We start from the raw sequence: 24641 nt of genomic DNA, 5'->3' as shown, positions 1-24641 counted from the left end.
GGCGCATGATATCTGCTTATTAATACCTGAACAAATTTATTTTTTTATGAAAAACCTACCAGCTACCATCGGCCTTATAGGCACGCTTACCCTCCTCTTTTTCTTCAGGGGTACTCCGGACAAAGCACAGGCGGCTCCGGTAAAGCCAGCTCAGATTGATCAGATTGAAGTATTTGCACAGGACACTTTTCCACCTAAGCCAATGGATACCGTCATGAAACACAAGAAGAAAAAAGATAAGAAAGGAGATACTTCCTGGCCACAGAAAAGAGATACTTTATTCAGATGATTTTTAGCGGAGGGGAATCTCCCCTCCTTTTTATTGTTCGAGGGTACCAAATAGCCCATTCTTATAATCCTGTATTGCCTGCTCCGTTTCTTCCGCAGTGTTCATTACAAAATTATCTTTTGCCGCCACGGGTTCATTGATCGGTTCCGCGCAAAGGTATAACAGGCGGGTATTTTCAAGTGCTGAAATATGAATGTCCGGTTGCTCATCATCCTTATCAAACACCACCAGGTGATAGCCTGATACGGCGGTTCCATTCACTTCTATTTTCCCATCCACTACATACAACAACGTCCAGTATCCACGTGTAGCCGTAAGCGTTACGGCTTTTCCTGCTTCCACATTTCCCCAGATGGCGGTGATGGGCGTAAAGTTTTTTAATGGCCCTGTTTTACCTTCATAATCGCCGCCTACCAGCGTAAGGTGCACGCCTTCTTTTACCGCCACTGCGGGCATTTCTGTTCCTTTAATATACTGGTACCAGGGATCTTCTGCTTTATGCGCTGCTGGTACATTAAACCAGAGCTGCAATAGTTCATAGTTGCCCCCTTTCTTCAGAAATTCCTCCGACGGGCCTTCACTATGCAAAATACCTTTCCCGGCAAACATCCATTGTACGTCGCCGGCGGTAACGGTCATGGCATTACCGGCATTATCGCGGTGATATCCCTGCCCCTGCAGCATAAAGGTAACCGGTGCAAACCCGCGATGCGGATGCGGATGCAGCCTGTCTTCCGGCGATCCCGGCGCAAAATACTTTGCCGGCATATGATGCACCACAATAAACGGGTTGGCAAACCGGAACTGCATGGTAGGCAGTGATTGTCTTACGACTTCGGTATCTGTAATATGTTTTTCGCGTCCTTCGAGGACGTGGAGGATCTTCTTCTCCATAAAAATTATTTTATCGGATCAGTTTTAATCTGGCTTTTTCCACGGAGCTGCGGAACATTTTCAGGATCAGCACTTCATAATTTTCAATAATGATCACTTCTCCTTCCCGCGGAATATTTCCGTGGATGTAGTTGATTAAACCGGAAAGGGTTTCATAATGTTCACTTTCCGGCAGGGGATGGGGTAATAATTCATTGATATCTGCCAGGTATTCATGCGCATCTACAATAAAATTATCATCTTTCTGCTCCACAATCGGCGTTTCATGATCATGTTCATCCTGTATGTCGCCTACCAGTTCCTCCAGGATATCTTCCATGGTAACAATTCCCTCTGTATCGCCAAATTCGTTGGTCACTACCGCCATTTGCAGGCGTTGGCCCTGGAAGGTACGCAGCAGGTCTTTTATTTTCATACTGTCCGGCACATAAAATACCGGCTTCATGATATCCTTTATGTTATGCAATGTTTTTTCATGCACGCCTTTCACCACATCTTTGGTATACACCACCCCTTTTAGTTCATCGAGCGAACCGCTGGATACGGGATACCTGGAGTAGCCGTCCCTGATCACCTGGTCTATCAGTTGATCCAGGGGCAGGTTGATGTCGAGGGAGGATATGTCTTTACGGTGGGTGAGGATTTCCTTTACGCGGCTGTCGTCGAACATAAATACGTTCTGGATCAGTTCCCGTTCGGTTTCCTCGATAGCGCCGCCTTCCTGGCTTTCAGAAATGATCAGCTTCAGTTCTTCTTCCGAATGGATTTCCGATTCTCCGGCCGGTTTAATACCCATAAGGCGGAGAATACTGTTGGCCAGCCCGTTGAGCAGCCATATAAAAGGACGGAAGATCACAAACAGCGCCCGCAGCGGGATGGCCACCACCAGCGTGGTGGGCAGCGGTTTACGGATGGCCATTGATTTGGGAGCCAGTTCCCCGAAAACGATATGCAGGATGGTAATAATAGTGAAAGCAACGGCTACGGCAATTACATGGGTAGCGGCCATTGAAATGGTAACACCAAGACTTTCCATCAACCGGAGCACGATGGCCGTCATCACCGATTCACCCACCCAGCCAAGTCCCAGTGAAGCCAGGGTAATTCCCAGCTGCGTAGCGGCCAGGTACCCGTCCAGGTTATTGAGGATGCTTTTGGCGGCGGCGGTAGCTCTTTTGCCGGTCAAACCGCCTTTACTGTTGATTTGGGAGGAACGTACTTTAACAATGGCAAATTCTGCCGCAACAAAGAATCCGTTTAATAATACTAATATAATTGTCCAGAAGAGTTGCCAAAGCATGTAGTTGTTAAATTGGTTCGCAACCCCAAATATAGGTAAATCAATTTTTATACGTTCGGGTATTTTGAAGAATTACAGATTATAAATTAAAATTCCGGGAGATATATTCGGGATTTTACCTTTCTGATATGCAATTTTTTCCAAGCAGTCTACTTATTTCATAGAGTTTATGTATTTTGTGGGGAATTAAGGCTGGCACATTATTAAAAAATGGAGAAAGAACTTACTACCCTTGCTGCACCCGCAGCTCCGAGCACAAACGAATCAAATGCTGCAACGCCGCAGGAAAGCGTCAACTTTAGAAAACAGCGCTGGATTTATGGTATAGCAGGCATCCTCATACTGGGCGTTATCCTGGGTGTGGCGTGGTGGCAATCGCCCGATTTCCGCACGTATGTAGAAGACGTACCTCCTACTTTTTACTATTTCCTCATAGCAGGATTTATCTTCGCCATGATCGACGGCGCCATCGGCATGTCTTACGGCATTACTTCCACTACTTTTTCCCTGTCGATGGGCATTCCGCCTGCATCGGCGAGTACGGCGGTGCATATTTCGGAAATCCTCAGCTGCGGCATTGCCGGCTGGATGCATATGCGGATGGGAAATGTCAACAAAAAACTGTTTAAACTACTCATATTACCGGGTATTGCCGGTGCTGTGATAGGGGCTTACCTCTTATCGTCGCTGGAACATTACGCACAATACACTAAACCGGTGGTATCGCTGTATACGCTGATCCTCGGCACCGTTATCCTGATGAGAGCCATTAATGCGCAGCGCAAAAAACACGCAGCTAAAAAAATTAAGCGAATAGGCCTGCTAGGCTTCGGAGGCGGATTTATAGACGCTATCGGTGGCGGCGGCTGGGGTTCTATTGTGTTGTCGTCCCTGATTGCCGGCGGCCGACATCCCCGCTTTTCGCTGGGCACGGTAAAGGCTACCCGCTTTTTTATCGCTATGCTCAGTTCCCTCACTTTTGTAACGGTGTTGTATCACGTACACTGGGATGCCGTACTCGGCCTCGTAATAGGCAGCGCCATCGCCTCTCCTATTGCGGCAAAAGTATCCAATAAAATTTCTGCTAAAACTATTATGGTAGCGGTGGCGATCATTGTGATCCTGGCAAGTATGAGGAGCATCTATATGTTTGTAGCCAAAATCATATAGCCGTAGCCGTTAATCGTTGCTTACCTGCTGGTTTACCTTTAAAGTAATGGGCTTGTCGACTTCGTATTCCACCAGCGCCTTAATAGTGATCACTTCCCGGTCGCTGAACGGCCGTTGCGGGAGGAACTTCGGGTCTATGTCCACCTGGATTTCGGCGGTACGGTCTTCAAAAAGATAATTATTGCCACGCAGCTTTTTGGTGATGTAACCGGTCACCTTAACAGCGATGCTGTCGTTGTGCAGTTGCCGGGCATTGCGCATCACCTCTCCGACGGTGTAAGTTCGTTCCTGCAGAGCGAACAGGGGAAGCAACAAACATAGCATCCAGCTTTTCATGATAAATATATTGGTTCGCTAACACCATAAACAATAATCATGGCAGATTGTTCACCGAACAGATACATTTGGTTATCTTGTAAATCATAAACTTCAGGTATGGGATTCCTCAAAACGTACAGTAGTATGTTCTGGTTACTGGCAGGCATCATTGCCGGCAGTATTGCCGGGCTTATATTGGGTGAGCGTGTAGCCGTTATCAAACCATTGGGCGATGTATTTCTGAACCTGCTGTTTACAGCCATCATACCACTGGTATTTTTTGCGATCTCGTCCGCCATTGCCAATATAGAAGCGGGGCATAAGCTGGGCCGTATTCTCGGTGTGATGTCGCTGGTGTTCCTTGGTACCGTTCTCATCTCCGCCTTTCTTACTATTGTGGCCGTATGGATATTTCCCATCCACCAGCAGGTAACGCTTACAAAAGATGTGAACCTGGAACAGCCGGGCAACTGGGGCGAGCAGGCAGTACGGCTCCTCACTGTGAATGAATTTTATGAGTTGCTGTCGCGTAAAAATATGCTGCCGTTCCTGATTTTCTCCGGCCTGGTAGGTTTTGCAGCCATGCGTACGGGAGAGAAAGGCGCTGCTTTCCGCGGATTTCTGCAGTCGGGCAATGAGGTGATGAAAGATATCCTTACGCTTATCATGAAATTGGGCCCTATCGGGCTGGGCGCCTACTTCGCTTACCAGGTGGGCACTGTAGGACCGCAACTATTTGGCACCTATGCACACTCTCTCGGTATTTACTACGGCTTTGGCGTTGTATATTTTATTGTTGGCTTCAGTGCGTACGCATTTGTTGCCGGTGGTATACCGGGTATAAAAATTTTCTGGAAGAACAATATTGTACCCACCCTTACCGCGGTTGGTACCGGCAGCAGTATTGCCACTATTCCGGCTAATCTCCACGCAGTAGAGCGGATGGGCGTTCCACGCGATATCGGCAACGTGGTAGTGCCATTGGGCGCTACCCTGCATAAAGATGGCTCCAGCATTTCTTCCATCATAAAAATGGCCGTGGTGTTTGCCATGTTCGGAAAGGGCTTCGACAGCGTCCCCATCATTTTAATGGCACTAGGCGTTACTGTTATAGCCAGCATCGTGGAAGGCGGTATTCCTAATGGCGGCTACATTGGCGAACTGCTGGTGATGAGCATCTACGGGTTTCCCATAGAAGCACTCCCGCCGCTGATGATTATAGGCACGCTGGTAGATCCGCTGGCTACAATCCTCAATGCGACGGGCGACAATGTTGCTGCTATGCTGACAACACGTTTTCTGCGGGGGCGGGCGCCGGCAGTTTCGTAAACGCCTGCTCCAGGTCGGCCAGCAGATCGGCGGTTTCTTCAAGTCCTACTGATAAACGGATCAGGCTATCGCTTACGCCTGCCGCTCTTCTCTTTTCTGCGGGAATGGATTTATGGGTCATCGCCGCGGGATGACACAATAAGCTTTTGATGCCTCCGAGGCTTTCTGCCAGTTTAAAGTAATGCGTAGCTGTAACAAACGCAGTTGCCGCTTCGGCCCTGTCATCTTTCAAGGTAAAAGATATAATTCCTCCAAACCCTTTACTCTGCTGCTTTGCCAGCTCGTGGCCCGGGTGCGATGGCAATCCCGGATAAAACACTTTATCTACTGCCGGGTGTTTTTCCAGGTATTCCGCCAGGGCCTGCGCATTAATGCCATGTTGCTTAATACGCAAGTGCAATGTTTCAATACCACGTATCAGCAGGAAGCTGTCGAACGGGGAAAGAATAGCGCCGCAGGCATTCTGATAAAATTTAATCTCCTCTCCCAGTTGTAATGTTTTAGCCACTACCACGCCCGCAATCAGGTCGCTGTGGCCGCCCAGGTACTTGGTAGCACTGTGGATCACCAGGTCGGCGCCCAGCTGCAAGGGCTTTTGCAGCACAGGGGAGGCAAAGGTATTGTCTACACAAAACAAACAGTTATGCGCTTTTGCAATGCGGCCTATAGCCGCAATATCTGAAATCTTCAGCGTTGGATTAGTGGGCGTTTCCAGCCAGATCAGGCGCGTGGCCGGTGTGATGGCGTTGAATACCGCCTGTGTATCGGAGGTATCTACATAGTTTACTTTGATACCAAACTTCTCATATACTTTATTAAACAGCCGGAAAGCGCCGCCGTAAATATCATCTACCGCTACAATTTCATCGCCTGATTTCAGGAGCTTGATTACCGCGTCGATTGCTGCCAGGCCGCTGGCAAAAGCAGATGCAGTAGCGCCGCCTTCCAGTTTCGCAATGATCTTTTCTGCGGTTTCACGGGTAGGATTATTTGACCGCGCATAATCGTATCCTTTATTTACACCGGGTGCTGTTTGCACAAAAGTAGATGTCTGGTAAATAGGAACTGCAATAGCGCCTGTTTGCGGATCTACGGGAATAGAATGGATCAGTTCAGTGATAGTGCTCATCTTTGTTTGATTTTTAGTTTGATGAAAAATTGGTTAAACAGGTCCGTTAAATGAGCATATCAAAAAGGTGGGAGCATAAAAAAAACTCACCTGGGAGCCAGATGAGTTTTCTATTATCGTAAGAATAATATAATGTAAAACTATTGATCTGACTTATCTTTCCTGGTCCGTAAACCGGGATGGATGCAGCACCTTTCACTGTTTGCACAGTGATGGTTGCTAAGGTATCGTCGGGCCATGTCCCTCCTCCTTTCTTGATAAGCTATTTAAAGAACTGGTGCAAAGATAAGACAGAAAAAATAACTTCCAAATTTATTTTCCTACTAAATCGGTAGACTATTATTTATGTGCCAGTGTTAAACGGATTCCTTCTTCATAAGAAGTAGGTTTCACCTTAAAGTGTTGTTCAAACTTTGTAGAGTCGAAGATATAAGGATAGTTACTCTGGTACAGCATTTCCTTCATTTCCCGGATGGTAGTGTCAAACAATCCCGAGAGGGTTAGCATAAAACTGCCCAGCTTCATATATTTAGGTTTCACCCCCATCTGGGTGGCAATTATATTTATATATCCGTTGCCGTCCGGCGCCGGGTTGGCGGTCGGCAGGTGCCATACCTGGTTCCAGGAACTATCGTCCTGTGAAAGAAGGAACAATCCTTTGGCAGCATCCGGCGTAAAGGTATAGCTATGTGTCTGATCGTCTTTTCCAAGCCACATGGCATTGCTGTTCTTCCGGAACTTATCGATGATCAGCAGGTTCAGGAAGCCGGTTTTATCTGCGCCGGGTCCGTAGAAGTCGGCCGCTCTTGCAATGGTAGCCGTAAGGCCACCGGCCTTTACCTCGTTCATTAACTGGGTTGCAATGGCTGCACGGATCGTTCCTTTCTTACTGGAGGGGTGATACGGCGTATCTTCTTTCATAGGTCCGTTTACTAACCCGTAAGAATATACGTTGTCGAAGAAAATGAGCTTCGCACCGGCTTCCTTGCAGGCATTAATTACATTGGTCATGATCTTTGGCCATGCATCAGACCATACTTTGATATTATATTGGAGACCGGCAGTAAGAAATACGATGGCACTATCTTTCACGGCGTTCTTTGTTTGAGCGGCATCAGTAATATCGGCCGGCACCAGGTCGGTGATGCCTTCAATTGATTTTGGCGACCGGCTTACGAGGCGTACCCGTTTCTGATGACGCACCAGTTCGGCTGCCAGTTCGTTAGCAATAATACCTCCTGCACCGAGGATTGTATATAAGGGCTGGATAGATGAATCAGACATAATAAGGATGTGTTTATAAAGTAGACGAATAAATGAATGAGATATTTTATTTCAGGGGTCCAATGGATCAAATACATTTACCTGCAGCGACCGCAGATCCGGCAGGAATGATAAAAAGTAGAGGTCGGCCTGTTTGATATCTGCCGCAGGCATATATCCTAACTCTGTGGTGCAACGTTGGGTGAACATCGGGCTGTTCACGTAGGCAACGTGCATCACATCAGACACGCACATCATTCTTTTACCGGCCGGTATGCCACTCTGCCACACGATCCTCACGGCATTACGCACGTTGGTGGTAGTGTGGCGGGCATAAGGGTCTACCATCACCGCCGACGCGGGGATCTTCAGTTCATTTACCAGGTATTTCCTCATTTCCACTGCTTCGGAATATTGGGTACCTACCGGTCTTACATGACCACCGGATACAATAATAAAGGGCGCCATTCCTTTGCGGTATAATTCCGCACCGGTACGGCAGCGGCTTTTACCGGTTTCACTGATGGCCTCCTTTGCTACCGGGCTTGCGCCCAGGATAAGCATGGCGGTGTACGGATATTTGTTCCAGTCTGTTTTCTTTATTTGTTTATACGCATCCCGGTTGGTATCAGATAATGGTTCATAACGCACGGCTTCATCGCGGCGGTTCAGCGTCAGTAATTCCAGGGCCACGTGCAGCGACGGCTGGAAAAACAAGTCCGGCTTCTTTTTCCCCGCATCTTCAATTACACGTTGTACCATTGCCTTGTAGGCAGGCGACATCACGTAATAAGTGGCCGAATCAATCACCGGGTAGCGGAGTCCTTTTCCGTTCGTATAGGCATTGAGGATATAGTTCACGCCATCGGCGGCATCCTTCCAGGCGAAGGAAAGCAATACCGGGTCCGTTTTCCCGGCATACAACTGGAATAAGCCACTGCTGCGCATTTCACTTACCAGTTGTTCCATTTCCTTTGGATGTTGCTGTAATAAAGTAATAAAAGCACTGCTCACTTCACTGATGGTGCTGCCGGCAAACTGCAACGGAGCGGTAAAATCACCGCTACTCACGGGATGGGTTATACGCTGTGTGTATTCATCCCGCAATGCGGTAAGGGTGCTATCCTTATTTATCAGCTGCGTCACACCAGGCACACGCTCCAGCAATGTAAACAGGTAAAAGATCCTGTCCTGCAGGGCACTGGTTCCTTTGTAAATTTTGTAATGCGGTTCCGGTGAAACAGGTTGACCAAAAACAAAAGGCAAGCATACGAGGAGTAACAGACCGGTAAGAAAACAGTTTTTCATCAAAAGCAGGTATTACAGCAACAATAATACAAAAGGAAAAGGGAACTTTATCTTCTCCCTAAAATATAATACATATTTTATATACCAATATTAAAACCTTAAAGTTTGCACCCATATGAAAGTTTTAATAGGTAAAAATATATAATGTATTAAATATAATTATACATAGGAAACTCAGCAGAAAATACATACCTATTCTTTTAGTTTTTCATTGATTATCTATTAGTTAGGGAACGTAAAATCATTATTTTCGTCGCGGTTTTGCCACCACGCCGACGTCCCAATCATATGTAACAATGTATACAACCCACGAAAAAAAGACCTTTGTACGTTATGCTGTGCTAACGATAATGGTGATTGTTTTGATGACCTTTTTCATGATTATCTCTTTAAGAAAAAAAGAGTCAGCACAGTTAAGCATTGTTGTTAAAGACCTGATAGCTACTAAAACTGATGTAGGTCATATTGACCAGGCAGTGCAACTGTTGTACGCAGCAGACAATAACTTCCGTGTATATACGCTCACTTACGACAAGCATTACCTGAATGCTTATGTGGGCCAGTTGAGCAGCATTACTGCGCACCTGGACAGCGCCGTGAGCTCCGCTAAAAATGAAAAGCAGATGCATGCGCTGCTGGCGGATAAAGTAAAGAAGTCGCAGCTGTACCTACAGACACGCCTATACGTAGATTCATTGCTGCAGCTATCGCAGGTATGGGACACTGCCACCCACCCCCTCCCCCTGCAGCAGTTGAGTAATATTAAAATACCGGCGCCCAACATAAAGGCCGACACGATTATAACTACGGAAACGGCCACTGCAAAGGGCCGCAAGAAACTATTGGGCCGCATCAAAGACGCGATCAGCAATAAATCACAGGTACAGCAAACGAGCCAGCAGGTGAAAATCGTTCAATACGACACACCAAAGGATGGCAAAGCCTTTTCAAAAGATCAGCTGTCAAAGATCCAGGCCGCCTATAACAAGTTTATAAAAGATGCCACCGAAAGTCATAATAACCTGAAGCAAAAAGAATACGCCCTCGTTATTGCCAACGAGCGGCTGTTCTCTGAATTGCTTCGCCTCATGGCGAACCTGAAACAGGACATCGTGGCCGAAACCGATAAGCGGCGGCTGCAATTGGGTCACGATATCGATCATTCCCTCTACAAGCTGGATAAGCACAACTACTGGGAGATTCCGCTCATCCTGTTACTGGCAGCGATTATTATATATGGTATTGTCCGTTTATACCGCTACGACCTGGCGTTGCTAAGAGCCAAGCAACAGGCTGAAAAGTTTGCACAACAGAAAAGCGACTTTGCAGCGACGATCAGTCATGAAATACGCACACCGGTACAGTCGGTGCTCGGCTATACGCACCTGCTGGAACGCGATACAACGCCCGAAACGGTGGCGGCTATACGTCACTCTGCAGAAATGCTGCTACAGGTGGTGAATAACGTACTCGACTACACGCGGATGGAATCTGCAGAACCCATATTAAGAGAAGAGAAGTTTGCTCCCCGTACCGCTATTGAAGAAGTATGCAATACACTGGCCATACAGGCAGCCATGAAGTCGCTCACGCTGGAGGTAAACATCTACTTCCCCAGCACTTTAATTGTGGTGGGCGATGCCTTCCGCCTAAAACAGGTGTTGATTAACCTGGTAGCCAATGCCATTAAGTTCACAGAAAACGGCGGTATTACGGTAACCGCGCATATACGTGACAACAACTTATTACAGGTAAGCGTAAAAGATACGGGTGTAGGTATTTCGCATAAAGAACTACCTTTAGTTTTCGAGGCCTTTTCCCAGGGAAATAACCATTATCATAAGGGAAGCGGATTGGGATTACATATTTCCAAGAAGATCATCGACCTGCACAACGGAAAGATACATGTGGAAAGCCTCGCAGGAAAGGGCTCCACTTTTTATTTTGAAATCAGGTATAAGCTGATGACCCCATCACCTGTTACCAAAAAAATTATTGTCCCGGTGAATAATACATCTACAAACGCAACTATTCCGGCGGGTATCCGGTTACTGGTAGTAGAGGACAGTATCCTCAACCAGAAACTGCTGGCCCTGATGCTGGACAGAATGCAGGCTTCTTACCTGATTGTTTCTTCAGCAGAAGAAGCACTGGAAGTATACCATCGTGAAGCATTCGATTTTGTACTGACCGACATTGACCTCCCCGGCATTGATGGACTGATGCTGACCAATATGATCCGGGAATTACCTGACAAGAAGAAAGCCTCCGTAACCATTATTGCCATTACCGGTAATGTTATGGACGATGATATTGAGCTGTATCTTCGTTCAGGTTTAAATGATTACATCATGAAGCCTTACCGCGAAGAAGACATCCTGGAAAAAATTACCAGGCATCATCAAATGGCGTAAATTGCGGAATGACTATCGCCGATCAGATCATTAGCTTCAACAGCCAGCTGCATTTCCCGGGCAAGTTGCCCGCAGGTATACGTGTGATGAACCCTTTCCGGGAAGGCCCCGGTATCATGGATATCATGACACAGTTCTATAAAAAATTTTATAACGACAAACAGCCACGCCAACTGATCCTGGGCATTAACCCCGGCCGGCTGGGATCGGGATCTACCGGCGTCCCTTTTACGGATACCAAACGTATGTGGGACAAGTGCGGCATTGAAATTACCGGGCTTAAAACGCACGAGCCCTCCTCTGTATTTGTATATGATGTAATAGACGCCTATGGCGGGGTGAAAAAGTTTTACCAGCAGTTTTATATCAGCTCTGTTTGTCCGCTCGGATTTACCTCCCTTCAACCTGGCGGGAAGGAAATAAATTACAATTACTACGACAGTGCCGCTTTAACAAAAGCCGCCTATCCTTTTATTGTGAGCAGTTTAAAAGCGCAATTGCAGTGGAATATCAGTCGTGAGGTATGCTATTGTATGGGGACAGGGAAGAATGCCGCGTTCCTGCAGGCATTAAATGAAAAGGAGAAATTTTTCAGGGCGATTGTCCCGCTGGAACATCCCCGCTTTGTTATGCAGTACAAATCCAAAACGAAGTCGCAGTATATCGACAAATACCTTACAGCTTTTGAGGAACACCCGTAACCCCAATCTGTGGAATTTTTACGCCGTCTGAACCGCGATCTGGTCTGCAATGTTGTTCAGCAGTCCCATGTTTAAACGACGGCCATTGTCTGTAGCGCCCGGTGCACGTACATATCCGTCTTCGTCTTTCTCCATCATTACCTCTTCTCCGTCTACGTCTACCAGAAAGCGTTCAGCTGAAGAGGGTTTTACGCAAAAGCGGCCTCCGGAAGTTTTAATCATAAATGCGTTCATAAGATTCTTTTTTCTAAAGAACTTACGCAAACCACGGACCAGCTATGTCAGGACAAAAAATAAAAATATTGATTCCAGATCAGTTCAAATTCTGCCTTGGAAATTAGTTCAGGAATAAATTGCCTGTCTTCCATGATTTCTTCCAGGCCGGGCATCACCTGATCGGATAAGGCGGTGCCGCCGAAATGAAAATTGCTGCAGGCGATGCCGAAGCTTCCATCCGGGTAGATTTCAATTTTCCTGTTTTCGAAACGCTGCGAATCTATCTCGCTGTATAGGTATACCGGTTCGTCTTCAAAATGATGAAGCCAAGATACTTTGAGATACTCCATTTTTTAGATTTTTACAAGACGGCAATCCCAGGTATCTTTGGGTTGTTCCTGTACCGGATCGGGCGTTACCACGCCGGTGATCTGGTAGATATTGCCTTCTTCATGCAACCGGTCGCCAATTTGAGGCGTCAGCTCGTATTTAAAGCGGATGGTAGCAATGATACCGAAAGACTTGTAACTATGAATTTTTATGATACTCGCAGATCTTACAGGTAAAAGCAATTCGGCCTTTTTGCGATTACGACTCCTGTACATGGAGATCATCGCCCATAATGCCAGGGCAAACAAAAGGCTAAGGAGCAGCAGATTCACGGTTTTGATCAGGTTTAGGTTGAATAATATTTTATAGTTGAGCGGTACCTCCTGTTGGCATAAAGCAGGTACTACTACAATATAGTGAATTTAACACATGTAAACAATTTTTTTTACAAGGCGGGGATGCGCCCTCCGGCGGGGAGGTATGGAGAATGCTTATATATGTGTTACTTCCGGGATACTTCTGCCATGCTTCAAACCTGCGTATACCTTGGATAAACCATGCGGTATTAATACTGTCAGCATGCACTTCTAATGCACTACCCATGCACTCCCCATGCACTATGTCTCATTTCCCCCCCGGATGGGCGGGTGTTGGTACTTCCTGAATGATGTCCGGAATTCGTATTCTCCGGCAGCAGCGTCCTTAAACATTGATATTATTAAACACCTGTAGCGGATCATCATACAAAAAACTATATCCCAGCACGTTTCTCAGTTTACTGGAACCTACAATTTTATAGGGTTCCTCTTCGGCGGGTAATCTGCGTGGCATCTGGATGCCGAGGTATTGCGCAGCTGCCTTGTAATAATGGCTGCGTTGCGGGTGTCCGCTGGCGCAGGCGTTGAATACTTCTCCCCACATCTTCTTTTCTATCACCTGCCGGATAATACCGATGCAGTCGTCGCGGTGGATTACATTCATAGGCTGGCCGTTGGCTTTCCGGCCTTCCATGATCCGGCGCTGATCCGGCAGCCGGTCGTAGCCAATGAGCCCGCCGAAGCGCAATACGGTGGTATCAAATGCGTCTGACTCCAGCAGGAGGCTTTCGGCTTCCCGCAGCGCCATCCCGTTGGGCGTGTCAGGGATTTCTTCATTTTCTTCTGTTACCAGGCCGTTAATGTCTTTATAGACAGAAGTGGAGCTTACAAAGATAACTTTGCTGATGGGCGTTGTGGCTATAAAACTGCGCAACAGCGCTATTTCTGATACATGTGCATCTTTGCCTCTTTCTTTCCGCGGCGGAATATTTATGATCAGTATGTCGGCATCCCAGAAGGCATCGGGGCCGGTCAGCACGTCTTCAGACAATACCACCGTATACGCTTCCAGGCCAAGGGCCTGCAGCTCCTGTACGCCTGCCATGCTGGTGCGGGCTCCTTTTACGGAATAACCTGCGGCTTGCAGGTGCAGTGCCAGCGGCTTTCCCAGCCAGCCACAGCTTAAAATACTGATCCTTTCGTTTCTTTCCTCTCCGGGGTTTACCGCTGTGCTGTCCATATAAAATAATATTTTACTGCAATAATGCTGATGATCATCACGAAAGTAACTGCCTGATTAAGGTACATTACCTTGCTGAATTCTCCATGTTCAATACTGCGTTCATTTTCACCGATGTAAGGTTTATTTACCACTACTCCCTGGTAGAGGTTGGGACCACCGAAGCGGCAGTCCAGGATACCTGCCAGTGCGGCTTCCGGATATCCTGAATTGGGGCTGCTGTGTGCCGGTCCGTATTTAATCATAAAATGCCAGGCACGGCTGCTGCCATACAGGAGGATCATCAGCAGCGCCGTGATACGGGCCGGGATAAAATTGGCTACATCATCCAGGCGCGCAGCGAAGCGTCCAAAATACAGGTATTCCTTGTTCTTATAGCCTATCATGGAATCCAGGGTATTAATCATTTTATACAACATCATGCCGGGCAGCCCCAGCACGGCGTAAAAAAACAGCGGCGCTACTACCCCATCGCTCAGGTTCTCAGACATCGATTCAAATACCGCGATGCGGATCTGATCAGGTGAAAGATGACCGGTATCCCTTCCAACTATCCACGACAACCGCCTGCGGCCGGCCTCCACTCCTTCGTGGTGTAAAGCTGCAAATACTTCTTTGCCTTCCTGTAGCAGGCTTTTGTTAGCCAGCGCGAAAAAAACAAACACTGCACTGAATCCATAGTACACTACCGGCCACCCCGATAGTACTATAAGCGTAAAATAAAAACTTATATATACTGCTACGCACAAGGTAACCGTGAGCAAGGCCCCCTTCCAGAACCGGGCGCCTCCCCTGTTCAGCCAGCGTGTGCCCCGGCTGATCAGCCAGCCATAAACTTTCACAGGATGCGGCCAACTGCGGGGATCTCCCAGCAACAGGTCGGCGATATACCCTAACAGTAGCGGCAATACGAATTTTAATACAGGGTCCATTGGCGCAAAGCAGTAGTCAGTAATTGATTGTCAGCGGCATTGCGGCAGGCAACCCGGCAATGCCCGGCTTCCAGTCCATAAAAATTGGAAGCATCCCGGATCAGCAGGCCATACTTCTCCATCAGCCATGCTTTCAATGTAGCGGCGGTACCGGTTAATGTTTCAAACAAAAAATAATGCGTATGCGATGCATATACTTTGTACTCGGGCATCTTACGGATACTCTCCCACAAATGAAAAGTTTCCTGCAACAGGCTGTCGGTCGCAATGGTAAACTGCTCCGGGTGTTCCACGATATAATAGCCGGCATCCAGTGCCAGGCTATTCACCGACCATGGCATCCGGAAAGCCCTGACACGGTCCAGCAGTTGTTTTCTTCCTGCCATATACCCCAGCCGTAAGCCCGGGATACAACAGGTTTTAGTCATGGATCTCAGCACCAGCACATTTGGTAACCGGTGCAGGAACGGCAGCATGGTAGCGGCATTTAGTGTAAACTGTATATAGGCTTCGTCAATGATGAACACCGTATGCTTATTATGGGCGATGAGTTGTTGCAGGGCTGTTTCATCCAATGCCTGCCCTGTAGGATTGTTAGGATTGCAGATAAATACCAGGTCGCTGCTGAACACGGTACCCGGTGTGAGCTTATCCCATTGCAGGTACAGCACCTGGTGCCCATACAGCTTACACGCATCTGCATACTCCGAAAAAGTAGGCACTACCACCGTGGTAGTGGCGCCTGTAAATGCCTGTGCCACCAGGTAAATGGCCTCTGTGCCACCGTTGGTAACCAGGATACTGCCGGCGGGGAGAGCCGCCTGGTTTTCGAGCATGGCCTGCAGCTTTGAGCCACCTGCGTCCGGGTAATGATCTATACCCGTTACTTTATTCCTCAGATGCTCCTTCAATCCTTCCTGTAAACCACCATACCATACGTTGGAGCTGAAATCAGCTTTCACCTGTTGGGCAAACAGGTAACCATCATCACCGTGTCCTTGTATCATAATGCAATATTATTATAATTCCAGTGCCTTATAAACAGCCGGAATGTCCAGATGTTCACGGATGTGTGTTGCCAGTTTGTTATATTGTTCCTCCTTAAACCGGCGGTAATCGAACTCCTTTACTACTGCGGGTTTCCCGCAATGCGCCAGCAGGTCGTTGATCACTGTGTCGTTATCGAGGATGCCATGCAGGTAAGTACCCCAGCAGTTAGTCCGGAGGAAATACCCGTCTGTGCCGCCATCTGTAAACGTGTTCAGCGGGGAAGCCACTGCGGCGGTGGTATCTCCCATATGAATTTCATATCCTTCACATACTTTCGGCTGATCCCGGTAATAAAAACTTCTTTGCCTGGTGATCTTTTCTTTTGTAAGCACAGTGGCAACTGGCAATATTCCAAGCCCCGGTATGCTGCCGGCAGGGCCTTCCACACCATCAGGATCCGCTACCTGCTGTCCCATCATCTGGTAGCCACCGCAAATACCGATCACTGCTTTATTTCGTTTATACGCTTCCGTTATTGCGGCAGCGGTACCGTTATTCCTGATGGAGACCAGGTCGGCAATCGTATTTTTACTGCCCGGCAGGATGATAATATCTGCGGCCGACAGTTCTGCCGGATTATCTGTATAAAATATATTTACGCGCTCATCTTTTTCCAGCGCATTGAAGTCGGTGAAGTTGGACATATGCCGCAGCAGTACGATAGCTATATTTATCTGACCGGCGGCAAACCGTTTCTGTTTAAGCTGCAATGAAACCGCATCCTCTTCTTCAATATGAATATCGTGATAGTAAGGCAGCACACCGGTTACTGGTACGCCGGTAATGCTTTCCAGCATCGCCCGCCCGTCTTCAAACAACCGGATATCGCCACGGAATTTATTGATAATAATTCCTTTGATCAACGCCTTTTCTTCCGGCGGCAACAGGGCGATAGTCCCATATACGCTGCCAAAAATACCGCCGCGGTCAATATCCGCGATCAGGTACACCGCTGCTCCTGCATGCAGCGCGATCCGCATATTCGTGATATCTTTTGCACGCAGGTTCAGCTCTGAAATACTGCCTGCCCCTTCCATTACCAAAGGATTGAATCGCTGCGACAAACGGTCAAAAGCGCCTTTCACTTCTTCAAAGAGCGCGCGTTTATCGTCTTCCATAAAGTATTCCCAGGCCGACTGATTACCAGCTGGTTTGCCGTGCAGCACCAGTTGCGCGTTGCGGTCACTGGTAGGCTTCAACAACACGGGGTTCATATCGGTGTGACATTGCACCCCGGCAGCTTCTGCCTGAACAGCCTGCGCACGGCCTATTTCCAGTCCATCGGGGGTAGCGTAGCTGTTGAGCGACATATTCTGGGCCTTAAAAGGTGCAGGAGCATATCCATCCTGTTTGAAAATACGGCAAAATCCTGCGGTGATTACGCTTTTGCCTACATCGGAAGCCGTACCCACAAACATTACCGGCCGGAGTTGTTTCATTCGTTCATGACGTTAGTACTGCCGCGAAGATATTAACTTTAAGACAAGTATGCCACCTTTATGCCGCCTGTAAGGGAGTGGCCTGCCGGCAATTATTTAAATATATCATCTCCCAGCCCACTGTTAATAGCCGCCTTTTTCACTTTCATCACCGCATCATAACCGCCTGTATTGGTAGTAATGGTAAACGGCAGTTGTACACCATTCACGTTGCGGTAATCAGTGTAATCAGTAGTGGTTTCCTTTTCATTGCCTTCCTGTCCCGGCAGGGAAACAGTGCGTACTTTCAGGCCCGTTTTCACATCGTAGTAGTTGCGCAGCAATGCCCCGTTGGAAGTAGCCACACCAATAACATAGGCGCTTGCATTATTGACATCGGCGGTCAGCGGCGCCAGTTCCAGCTTAACATCGCCGGCATGGTTAAGGTATTGCAGTTCGGGAAACAGGCTGTTTTTATCCTTCAGTATAGCCTTGTCCGCCGGTGAAAGCGGCACCTCCTGCCCCATGCGGGCCATACTTACATTATTGCCATTGATAAGCAACTTATAGGCAATTAACTTATTCACCGGAACGCTTACCACCTGCAGCATTTTATCGGGTTGTTTCGCCTGCACACTGCGTTCAATAGCCGTTCCTGCAATATCTCCATCTTCTTCCAGCAACAGGTCTTTTATGCTATTCAGCTTATCGGCGCCGCCTATGGCATCAATGTATTTTTTTAGTATAGCCGTTCCCGTAGTACCGTCGGGTACAGGTTTACCGGTGTCTGCTTTCCAGCTGTTATTTGGAGGGTTGATATCGGGGAAATTGCCTGCGGGATCGATGATCACGCTGGTGAGCTTAGTAGTGGAAGGATAGCGGAAAGTCCAGTTGTTGCCGCGTTGCCACACTTCCACCGGCAGGTGAACGGTATCTGTTTTACCATTGGCATCTGTTACTGCCAGCACTACCGGCATGGGAAGTTGTTCCAGGTTCTGAATGGTGATGAGCGCGCCCTGGGCAGGATCGTTCTTTACATATTTCACATCTTTTACTGCCTGGTCGAGTTTCCAGGTATTAAAAAACCAGCCGCGCCAGAACCAGCTAAGGTCTTCACCCGCGGCGTTTTCAATACTTCTGAAAAAGTCCCACGGTGTGGGGTGTTTAAATGCCCAGCGCTTAATGTATTCCCGGAATGCATAATCGAAACGTTCCGGACCCAGGATTTCATTCCTGAGAAGATTCAGTCCTGCTGCGGGTTTATAATAAGCCGCGATGCCATTGTAATTGAGACCGATAACATCCGGGGTATTCATAATGGCTTCCGCATTGGCGGAAAACAGCATGGGGGCTGCTCTCTGCATACTTTGACGGGCAGCATATTCTCCGTTGTTGAAATTTTTAGTGGAAATACCGTTAATGAAGGTGTTGAAGCCTTCATCCATCCAGGCGTATTTACGTTCGTTGGAGCCCACGATCATGGGGAACCAGTTGTGTCCGAACTCGTGGTCTGTAACGCCCCAGAGGCCGCCCTTGGTGGACTTCCAGTTACAGAAAACAATACCGGGATATTCCATTCCACCTACAATACCTGCTACGTTGGTGGCTACCGGGTAAGTATAAACGTACCATTTATCTGAGTAGTGTTCGATACACCCTTTCACATATTCGGTGGATCTGCCCCAGCCATTTTTACTGGCAACTTCTACCGGGTAAAGTGATTGCGCCAGCGCCTTTTTGCCACCGGGCAGGTTAATGCGCGCGGCGTCCCAGATAAACGCTGCGGAGGCGCCCCAGGCCACGTCACGGGTATTTTTACATATGAAATGCCAGGTACGATTTCCTTTGGCGGTATTGTTTTTTACATCTGCACTGTCGCGGATAAACACGGTTTCATCGCTGTTGCGCGCTTTGGCCAGCCGGCTCATTTCCTTCGGCGACAGCACCTGCGCTTCATTCAGCAGTTGCCCGGAGCCTCCTATCAGCAGGCTGGCGGGAGCTGTGATGGTATAATCGAAGTTGCCGTATTCAAGATAAAACTCGGACGCGCCCAGGTAGGGTATATTATTCCATCCGAGTACATCGTCATACACGGCCATGCGTGGGTACCACTGTGCTATTTCGTAGATCCATCCGTTGGCGGTGCGCAGGCGGCCGGTGCGGTCGGTACCATATTCCGGGATGGTATAGGCGTAATCTATTTTCAGTTGTACGGAGGCGCCTGTTTTAAGGGCATCTGCCAGCTTCACCTGCATACGGGTATCATTTACCAGGTAATTGGCGGAGGCGGATTTGCCGTTGGCAACTACGTTTACGCTTTTCAACTCAAAGCCCTGTGTGAAGCTCCGGTTAGCAAATCGTTCGCCGGAAGCCGCTACGGTAGCGCTACCGCGGGAATCTTCCCGGTAAATGTTCTGGTCCAGCTGCAGCCATAAAAAGGGCAGTTGGTCCGGGCTGTTATTTTTATAGGTAATGACTACGGAGCCGCTTATACGATGTTGCGCCGTGTCGAGCGTTACGGCCAGTTTATAATCTGCTGCGTTCTGCCAGTATTTCGGACCTGGTTGTCCGCCTGCACTGCGGTATTCGTTACCGGGAGCAGGATAAAATAGTGGGGAAAAAGCCTCATGCGCATCATATTTAGATACTGTCTGGCCTATTACCTGCTGCATCCCGGTGCATAATAACAAGGACGCGATAGCATAGATTCTGTTGATTTTCATCGGAAGAGAATAGATTTAGCAGCACCGAATATACAGAAAATGCCGACAGTATAAAGCTGTTACAGCGAACGGCAAAGTGGTGAATTACTTTGTGGTTCGCTGTAACAGCTTCTACGGCGTATCTTTTTTTAAAGGCCGTGTTCTTTTAATTCTTTTTTAACATGTTTGAGACGGAAAGCGAAGATAATACTGAGAATACCGGTTCCCCAGAAGGCAGCGGCCATCAGTCCGAGTACAGTAGCCACACCGAGTGCGGGGTTATCGAGAATAAAGATAGCGATAATAATAAGCCCGATTCCTCCCACCAGCAGCCAGCCCCAGTTAGGCACCTTATCTGTTTGAAGCTGGATAGAGAATCCAATGAGACTGATACCTTTGAACAAAAACCAGAAAGCCAGGAAAAGCGGGATCACAGCCATACTTACCGAGGGATACAGCATCAGGATAAAGCCTATCACTACATCTATGATACCTGAGGCCAGCGACCATCCCCACCCGTGGTGCCCCCTGCGGTTGCCGGCAGCAAAAGCTATTTCAAAGATCCCTGTCACAAAAAGGGTGACACTGAAGAATATGCTGAGCAATACATAGCTGCTGAAGGGATTGGCGAAAACAACGCAACCCGCAATGAGGAATATGATCCCGTTGAGCAGGTACAACCACCAATACTTCACATTGTTCCTGATAGCCGAAATGAATTGTGACATAATAATTACTTTAACGTGATGAAAGGATAGTACTACGTTTCTCTCTAACACATCCGGTTGTAAAATGTTCGCCGGAATATAGGCGCGCAAAAACCGGGGAAAAGCACTTAACTTTGTCCAAATGATTTAAATCATTTATTTAATAAAAGACGGAAATTATCTTTGTGGAATGAATAAGGCGATCAAGCAAGAAAGACAGCCACCTAACTGGTGGCACCAGGCAGACTTCATGGGCATTCACGCGGTGCCCTTACTGGCATTTTTCACCGGTACAACAGCTTTTGACTGGATATTGTGCGGTGTACTGTATGTAGTACGTATGTTTTTTGTAACGGCTGGTTATCACCGTTATTTCTCGCACCGTGCATTTAAAACGTCGCGGTTCTTCCAGTTTATCCTGGCGGGAGGTGCACAAAGCAGTTTACAGAAGGGCGCCTTATGGTGGTCAGCCAATCACCGTATTCACCACAAACACAGCGACACCCCGGAAGATCCGCATTCAGCAAATGTTTACGGATTCTGGTATGCGCATATCGGCTGGATCATGGGCCCGGAATACAAGCCCACCCGTTTCGACCTGATCAAGGACCACAAAGCAAAAGAATTGTTGTGGCTGAATAAATGGCATATGATACCGGCAGTGGTACTGGCAATAGCAGTGTATTTTGTGGGCAATAAAGTAAATGGTACTGGCTGGTTCGACTGGTCCGCCGGGTTATCTACTTTACTGATCGGGTTTTTCCTGAGCACCGTACTGTTATATCATGGTACTTTTACCATTAACTCACTTATGCACAAAATTGGTAATAAGAGATATTATACCGGAGATGAGTCCCGCAACAGTGCTATCCTGGCGCTGATCACCCTGGGAGAAGGCTGGCATAACAACCACCACTACTACCAGAGTGCAGCCAGACAGGGCTTTTACTGGTGGGAATTTGATATCACCTATTATGTGATCAAAACACTGGGTTTCCTGGGAATCGTATGGGAAATACGCCCGGTTCCAGCCAAACTGAAGGAAAGCAATAAGCTGAAGCAGGAAGCTGCTCCACGCGTACCGGTGGAGGAACTGAGCTAAAGCGGATGTTGTCTTGGCTCAGGATTACGCTGATTTTACTGATTACCTGGATTTTTACTTTTTGATTTTTTTTGATTTTTTAGATTTTCGTATAATAATAGTTAAGGGAGATAAGAGCGAATACCCGCTTCTATCTCCCTTAATCCTTTATAAAATCCAAAAGAATAAAATCCAGGTAATCAGTAAAATCAGCGTAATCCTGAGCCAAGACAAAATCCGCTTTATTTTTCTATCTTGTCTCCCTAAAATTAAAATTCCATGCATTACACACCCGCTGCAGACAGGTATAACAATATGACCTACAACAGGTGCGGTAAGAGCGGTTTACAGCTGCCTGCCGTATCACTGGGTTTATGGCACAATTTCGGCTCTGTTGATAATTTTGAGAACGGACGCAGTATTATTCATAACGCTTTTGATAAGGGTATCACTCATTTTGACCTCGCCAATAACTACGGGCCATTACCTGGTAGTGCGGAGGAGAATTTCGGCAGGATATTGAAACAGGATTTCACCGGGCACCTGCGGGATGAACTGATCATTTCTACTAAAGCAGGTTATACCATGTGGCCTGGTCCTTATGGCGACTGGGGATCCCGTAAATACCTTGTTTCCAGCCTGGACCAGAGTTTACGCCGCATGCAGCTCGAATATGTGGACATTTTTTATTCTCATCGCCCGGATCCGGCTACCCCTGTTGAGGAAACAATGGGAGCGCTGCATAGCATTGTGCAACAGGGCAAGGCGTTGTATGTGGGACTTTCCAACTATACCGCCGAGCAAACAAAAGTCGCTGTAGAGATATTAAAATCGCTTGGTACGCCCTGCCTCATACACCAGCCTAAATACAGCATGTTTGAACGCTGGATAGAAGGCGGACTGCTGGATGTACTGGAGGCCAACGGCGTAGGTTGCATTCCCTTCTCTCCCCTGGCACAGGGATTACTGACAGACCGTTACCTGAATGGTATCCCGGCCGGCTCACGCGCCAGCAAACCAACAGGATTTCTGCAGGAAGGTGAAGTAACGCCTGAAAGAATTGAGAAAGTAAAAAAGCTGAATGTATTGGCGCAACAACGCGGCCAGTCCCTCGCCCAGATGGCGCTGGCCTGGATCCTGAAAGACAAACGGATTACCACCGTATTGATCGGCGCCAGCTCTGTTGCTCAGCTGGACAACAACCTGGATACGCTGAAAAATACCGCCTTTACAAAAGAAGAACTGGACGCTATTGAAGCGATACTGAAATAGTTTTTTGGTGGTTAGCCGTTAGCAGAAATTGCTAACGGCTAACTGCTACTTTCTTCGTTTTGCCCGCTCGTATTGCACCGGCCATTTGATCTCAGCCCCCAGTTCATGGGCCGCCCTCAACGGGAAATATGGATCACGCAGCATTTCACGCGCCATCAATACCATATCTGCACGCCCCTCGGCAATGATAGATTCTGCTTCTTCTGCTGTGGTAATTAATCCTACTGCACCGGTGGCAACACCGGCTTCCTTCCGGATTTTCTCTGCAAAAGGAGTCTGGTATAAAGGTCCCACTTTAATTTGCTGATGTGCGGCCAGTCCGCCGGAAGAACAATCTACCAGGTCTACCCCCTTCCCTTTTACAATTGCCGCCAGCTTTACAGCTTCCTCCGGGTTCCATCCACCTTCCGCCCAGTCGGTAGCCGAAATACGCAACAACAAAGGATATTGCTCCGGCCACACTTCCCGTATGGTTTCTATTGTTTCTACCAGCAACCGTATCCTGTTTTCAAAACTGCCTCCATATTCATCTGTACGTTGATTACTAAGGGGAGATAAAAAGTTGTGCAGGAGATAACCATGCGCGCCGTGTATTTCTATTACCTGGAAGCCGGCCTTCTGTGCCCGGACAGCGGCGGTCTTAAAATCATCTTTCACTTTACGTATACCTGTTTCCGTGAGTGCTACCGGCATAGGATATACGTCGTTGAAAGGAATGGCGCTGGGCGCTACCACCTGCCATCCACCGTCTTCTGCGGGCAGGGCGCGGCTGCCTTCCCACGGTCTTAGTGTGCTGGCTTTCCTGCCGGCATGCGCCAGCTGAATACCAGGAACGGCGCCCTGCGCGGAAATAAATGAGGTGATTTCCTGCAGCATAGGTATGTGCTCATCTTTCCAGATACCCAGGTCGTGAATGGAAATACGGCCTTCGGGGGATACGGCTGCGGCCTCCGTGAGCACCAGTCCTGCGCCGCCCACTGCCCGGCTTCCAAGATGCACCAGATGCCAGTTGGTGGCAAATCCATCGGTAGAAGAATATTCACACATAGGCGACACCGTTATCCTGTTCCTGAACGTAACTTCCCTCAATTGCAGAGGGCTAAACAAATGTGACATAAAACGCTGCTTTTAAGACCTTTAAAATTAAGCATTAATCGTATAGCGAAAACATAATATTCAAGACACGCCAGGCAAAGCAAATATCCGCGGAAAAGCCTATTTTTAGGGCTTATACCTATACGTCCGATGTACCGTTTCCCTG

At 47.9% G+C, this 24641-nt stretch carries 23 protein-coding genes and 1 riboswitch; of the genes, 7 read left to right on the top strand and 16 right to left on the bottom strand.

Going from position 1 to position 24641, the window contains the following annotated elements; genetic code table 11:
• The first annotated feature begins 46 nt into the window (after positions 1-46).
• Positions 47-289 carry a hypothetical protein gene (locus QFZ51_RS16270; protein ID WP_429047207.1) on the top strand — a complete coding sequence of 81 codons (243 nt, stop codon included), beginning with the start codon at positions 47-49 and terminating at the stop codon, positions 287-289.
• A gap of 30 nt (positions 290-319) precedes the next feature.
• Here the strand turns inward: QFZ51_RS16270 and QFZ51_RS16265 are convergent, their stop codons facing one another.
• Together QFZ51_RS16265 and QFZ51_RS16260 are read right to left on the bottom strand one after the other, a co-directional pair.
• A complete protein-coding gene (locus tag QFZ51_RS16265; RefSeq protein WP_429047205.1) occupies positions 320-1183 on the bottom strand; it encodes a pirin family protein in 864 nt (287 codons plus the stop codon).
• Positions 1184-1193: 10 nt separating this feature from the next.
• Entirely contained in the window at positions 1194-2483 is a 1290-nt protein-coding gene (locus QFZ51_RS16260; RefSeq protein ID WP_429047203.1) for a hemolysin family protein, read from the bottom strand.
• Positions 2484-2693: 210 nt separating this feature from the next.
• Between QFZ51_RS16260 and QFZ51_RS16255 the strand changes: the two genes are divergently transcribed.
• Positions 2694-3653: a sulfite exporter TauE/SafE family protein gene (locus QFZ51_RS16255; RefSeq protein ID WP_429047201.1), complete on the top strand. Its 960-nt coding sequence runs from the start codon at positions 2694-2696 to the stop codon at positions 3651-3653.
• A gap of 9 nt (positions 3654-3662) precedes the next feature.
• Here the strand turns inward: QFZ51_RS16255 and QFZ51_RS16250 are convergent, their stop codons facing one another.
• Positions 3663-3989 carry a NirD/YgiW/YdeI family stress tolerance protein gene (locus tag QFZ51_RS16250; protein WP_429047200.1) on the bottom strand — a complete coding sequence of 109 codons (327 nt, stop codon included), beginning with the start codon at positions 3987-3989 and terminating at the stop codon, positions 3663-3665.
• Positions 3990-4088: 99 nt separating this feature from the next.
• Between QFZ51_RS16250 and QFZ51_RS16245 the strand changes: the two genes are divergently transcribed.
• Positions 4089-5300 carry a dicarboxylate/amino acid:cation symporter gene (locus QFZ51_RS16245; protein WP_429047198.1) on the top strand — a complete coding sequence of 404 codons (1212 nt, stop codon included), beginning with the start codon at positions 4089-4091 and terminating at the stop codon, positions 5298-5300.
• On the opposite strand, the gene QFZ51_RS16240 is transcribed toward QFZ51_RS16245, so the two are convergent.
• From QFZ51_RS16240 to QFZ51_RS16230, 3 genes are all read right to left on the bottom strand, one after another.
• Positions 5251-6429, bottom strand: coding sequence for a trans-sulfuration enzyme family protein (locus tag QFZ51_RS16240; protein WP_429047197.1), 1179 nt, complete (start codon positions 6427-6429; stop codon positions 5251-5253). The two genes, QFZ51_RS16245 and QFZ51_RS16240, sit on opposite strands and share 50 nt — an antisense overlap.
• Positions 6430-6579: 150 nt before the next feature.
• Positions 6580-6693, bottom strand: a riboswitch (SAM riboswitch).
• A gap of 75 nt (positions 6694-6768) precedes the next feature.
• A complete protein-coding gene (locus tag QFZ51_RS16235) occupies positions 6769-7713 on the bottom strand; it encodes an NAD-dependent epimerase/dehydratase family protein (RefSeq protein ID WP_429047195.1) in 945 nt (314 codons plus the stop codon).
• Positions 7714-7764: 51 nt separating this feature from the next.
• Positions 7765-9000: a YdcF family protein gene (locus QFZ51_RS16230; protein ID WP_429047193.1), complete on the bottom strand. Its 1236-nt coding sequence runs from the start codon at positions 8998-9000 to the stop codon at positions 7765-7767.
• Between the two features lie 296 nt (positions 9001-9296).
• Here QFZ51_RS16230 and QFZ51_RS16225 point away from each other — a divergent pair, with 296 nt between their 5' ends.
• Positions 9297-11414 (top strand): ATP-binding protein, encoded by a 2118-nt coding sequence (locus QFZ51_RS16225; protein WP_429047192.1) that lies wholly within the window; start codon positions 9297-9299, stop codon positions 11412-11414.
• Between the two features lie 8 nt (positions 11415-11422).
• Positions 11423-12115, top strand: a complete 693-nt coding sequence (locus QFZ51_RS16220) for a uracil-DNA glycosylase family protein (RefSeq protein ID WP_429047191.1) — start codon at positions 11423-11425, stop codon at positions 12113-12115.
• Positions 12116-12133: 18 nt separating this feature from the next.
• Here the strand turns inward: QFZ51_RS16220 and QFZ51_RS16215 are convergent, their stop codons facing one another.
• From QFZ51_RS16215 to QFZ51_RS16175, 9 genes are all read right to left on the bottom strand, one after another.
• Positions 12134-12349 carry a hypothetical protein gene (locus QFZ51_RS16215; protein WP_429047190.1) on the bottom strand — a complete coding sequence of 72 codons (216 nt, stop codon included), beginning with the start codon at positions 12347-12349 and terminating at the stop codon, positions 12134-12136.
• Positions 12350-12396: 47 nt separating this feature from the next.
• The gene (locus QFZ51_RS16210) at positions 12397-12681 is read right to left on the bottom strand and encodes a DUF6881 domain-containing protein (RefSeq protein WP_429047189.1); all 285 of its coding nucleotides are present in this window, start codon (positions 12679-12681) and stop codon (positions 12397-12399) included.
• 3 nt (positions 12682-12684) lie between these two features.
• Positions 12685-12993, bottom strand: coding sequence for a hypothetical protein (locus QFZ51_RS16205; RefSeq protein ID WP_429047187.1), 309 nt, complete (start codon positions 12991-12993; stop codon positions 12685-12687).
• Positions 12994-13363: 370 nt separating this feature from the next.
• A complete protein-coding gene (locus tag QFZ51_RS16200; RefSeq protein WP_429047185.1) occupies positions 13364-14218 on the bottom strand; it encodes an SDR family NAD(P)-dependent oxidoreductase in 855 nt (284 codons plus the stop codon).
• The gene (cbiB, locus tag QFZ51_RS16195) at positions 14200-15150 is read right to left on the bottom strand and encodes an adenosylcobinamide-phosphate synthase CbiB (RefSeq protein ID WP_429047184.1); all 951 of its coding nucleotides are present in this window, start codon (positions 15148-15150) and stop codon (positions 14200-14202) included. The genes QFZ51_RS16200 and cbiB overlap by 19 nt, the downstream gene beginning before the upstream one ends.
• The gene (locus QFZ51_RS16190) at positions 15135-16157 is read right to left on the bottom strand and encodes a pyridoxal phosphate-dependent aminotransferase (protein WP_429047181.1); all 1023 of its coding nucleotides are present in this window, start codon (positions 16155-16157) and stop codon (positions 15135-15137) included. The genes cbiB and QFZ51_RS16190 overlap by 16 nt, the downstream gene beginning before the upstream one ends.
• 12 nt (positions 16158-16169) lie before the next feature.
• Positions 16170-17639 (bottom strand): cobyric acid synthase, encoded by a 1470-nt coding sequence (locus QFZ51_RS16185; protein ID WP_429047180.1) that lies wholly within the window; start codon positions 17637-17639, stop codon positions 16170-16172.
• A gap of 92 nt (positions 17640-17731) precedes the next feature.
• Positions 17732-20341, bottom strand: coding sequence for a M1 family metallopeptidase (locus tag QFZ51_RS16180; protein WP_429047179.1), 2610 nt, complete (start codon positions 20339-20341; stop codon positions 17732-17734).
• A gap of 128 nt (positions 20342-20469) precedes the next feature.
• Positions 20470-21048: an HdeD family acid-resistance protein gene (locus QFZ51_RS16175; RefSeq protein ID WP_370913032.1), complete on the bottom strand. Its 579-nt coding sequence runs from the start codon at positions 21046-21048 to the stop codon at positions 20470-20472.
• A 169-nt stretch (positions 21049-21217) separates the two neighbouring features.
• Between QFZ51_RS16175 and QFZ51_RS16170 the strand changes: the two genes are divergently transcribed.
• A complete protein-coding gene (locus QFZ51_RS16170; RefSeq protein ID WP_370913031.1) occupies positions 21218-22129 on the top strand; it encodes an acyl-CoA desaturase in 912 nt (303 codons plus the stop codon).
• Positions 22130-22387: 258 nt separating this feature from the next.
• Positions 22388-23380 carry an L-glyceraldehyde 3-phosphate reductase gene (mgrA, locus tag QFZ51_RS16165; RefSeq protein WP_429047176.1) on the top strand — a complete coding sequence of 331 codons (993 nt, stop codon included), beginning with the start codon at positions 22388-22390 and terminating at the stop codon, positions 23378-23380.
• A gap of 45 nt (positions 23381-23425) precedes the next feature.
• Here the strand turns inward: mgrA and namA are convergent, their stop codons facing one another.
• A complete protein-coding gene (gene namA / locus QFZ51_RS16160; RefSeq protein ID WP_429047174.1) occupies positions 23426-24496 on the bottom strand; it encodes an NADPH dehydrogenase NamA in 1071 nt (356 codons plus the stop codon).
• Positions 24497-24641 lie beyond the last annotated feature (145 nt).

The sequence above is a fragment of the Chitinophaga sp. W3I9 genome (assembly GCF_050434025.1).
In the GTDB taxonomy this organism is placed as follows: domain Bacteria; phylum Bacteroidota; class Bacteroidia; order Chitinophagales; family Chitinophagaceae; genus Chitinophaga.
This window is presented reverse-complemented; position numbering and strand designations above follow the sequence as displayed.

What these genes read in the sequence shown, in the direction of transcription:
- QFZ51_RS16270 (WP_429047207.1), top strand. Translation starts at nt 47, where the DNA reads ATGAAAAACCTACCAGCTACCATCGGCCTTATAGGCACGCTTACCCTC.
- QFZ51_RS16265 (WP_429047205.1), bottom strand. Translation starts at nt 1,183, where the DNA reads ATGGAGAAGAAGATCCTCCACGTCCTCGAAGGACGCGAAAAACATATT.
- QFZ51_RS16260 (WP_429047203.1), bottom strand. Translation starts at nt 2,483, where the DNA reads ATGCTTTGGCAACTCTTCTGGACAATTATATTAGTATTATTAAACGGA.
- QFZ51_RS16255 (WP_429047201.1), top strand. Translation starts at nt 2,694, where the DNA reads ATGGAGAAAGAACTTACTACCCTTGCTGCACCCGCAGCTCCGAGCACA.
- QFZ51_RS16250 (WP_429047200.1), bottom strand. Translation starts at nt 3,989, where the DNA reads ATGAAAAGCTGGATGCTATGTTTGTTGCTTCCCCTGTTCGCTCTGCAG.
- QFZ51_RS16245 (WP_429047198.1), top strand. Translation starts at nt 4,089, where the DNA reads ATGGGATTCCTCAAAACGTACAGTAGTATGTTCTGGTTACTGGCAGGC.
- QFZ51_RS16240 (WP_429047197.1), bottom strand. Translation starts at nt 6,429, where the DNA reads ATGAGCACTATCACTGAACTGATCCATTCTATTCCCGTAGATCCGCAA.
- QFZ51_RS16235 (WP_429047195.1), bottom strand. Translation starts at nt 7,713, where the DNA reads ATGTCTGATTCATCTATCCAGCCCTTATATACAATCCTCGGTGCAGGA.
- QFZ51_RS16230 (WP_429047193.1), bottom strand. Translation starts at nt 9,000, where the DNA reads ATGAAAAACTGTTTTCTTACCGGTCTGTTACTCCTCGTATGCTTGCCT.
- QFZ51_RS16225 (WP_429047192.1), top strand. Translation starts at nt 9,297, where the DNA reads ATGTATACAACCCACGAAAAAAAGACCTTTGTACGTTATGCTGTGCTA.
- QFZ51_RS16220 (WP_429047191.1), top strand. Translation starts at nt 11,423, where the DNA reads ATGACTATCGCCGATCAGATCATTAGCTTCAACAGCCAGCTGCATTTC.
- QFZ51_RS16215 (WP_429047190.1), bottom strand. Translation starts at nt 12,349, where the DNA reads ATGAACGCATTTATGATTAAAACTTCCGGAGGCCGCTTTTGCGTAAAA.
- QFZ51_RS16210 (WP_429047189.1), bottom strand. Translation starts at nt 12,681, where the DNA reads ATGGAGTATCTCAAAGTATCTTGGCTTCATCATTTTGAAGACGAACCG.
- QFZ51_RS16200 (WP_429047185.1), bottom strand. Translation starts at nt 14,218, where the DNA reads ATGGACAGCACAGCGGTAAACCCCGGAGAGGAAAGAAACGAAAGGATC.
- cbiB (WP_429047184.1), bottom strand. Translation starts at nt 15,150, where the DNA reads ATGGACCCTGTATTAAAATTCGTATTGCCGCTACTGTTAGGGTATATC.
- QFZ51_RS16190 (WP_429047181.1), bottom strand. Translation starts at nt 16,157, where the DNA reads ATGATACAAGGACACGGTGATGATGGTTACCTGTTTGCCCAACAGGTG.
- QFZ51_RS16185 (WP_429047180.1), bottom strand. Translation starts at nt 17,639, where the DNA reads ATGAAACAACTCCGGCCGGTAATGTTTGTGGGTACGGCTTCCGATGTA.
- QFZ51_RS16180 (WP_429047179.1), bottom strand. Translation starts at nt 20,341, where the DNA reads ATGAAAATCAACAGAATCTATGCTATCGCGTCCTTGTTATTATGCACC.
- QFZ51_RS16175 (WP_370913032.1), bottom strand. Translation starts at nt 21,048, where the DNA reads ATGTCACAATTCATTTCGGCTATCAGGAACAATGTGAAGTATTGGTGG.
- QFZ51_RS16170 (WP_370913031.1), top strand. Translation starts at nt 21,218, where the DNA reads ATGAATAAGGCGATCAAGCAAGAAAGACAGCCACCTAACTGGTGGCAC.
- mgrA (WP_429047176.1), top strand. Translation starts at nt 22,388, where the DNA reads ATGCATTACACACCCGCTGCAGACAGGTATAACAATATGACCTACAAC.
- namA (WP_429047174.1), bottom strand. Translation starts at nt 24,496, where the DNA reads ATGTCACATTTGTTTAGCCCTCTGCAATTGAGGGAAGTTACGTTCAGG.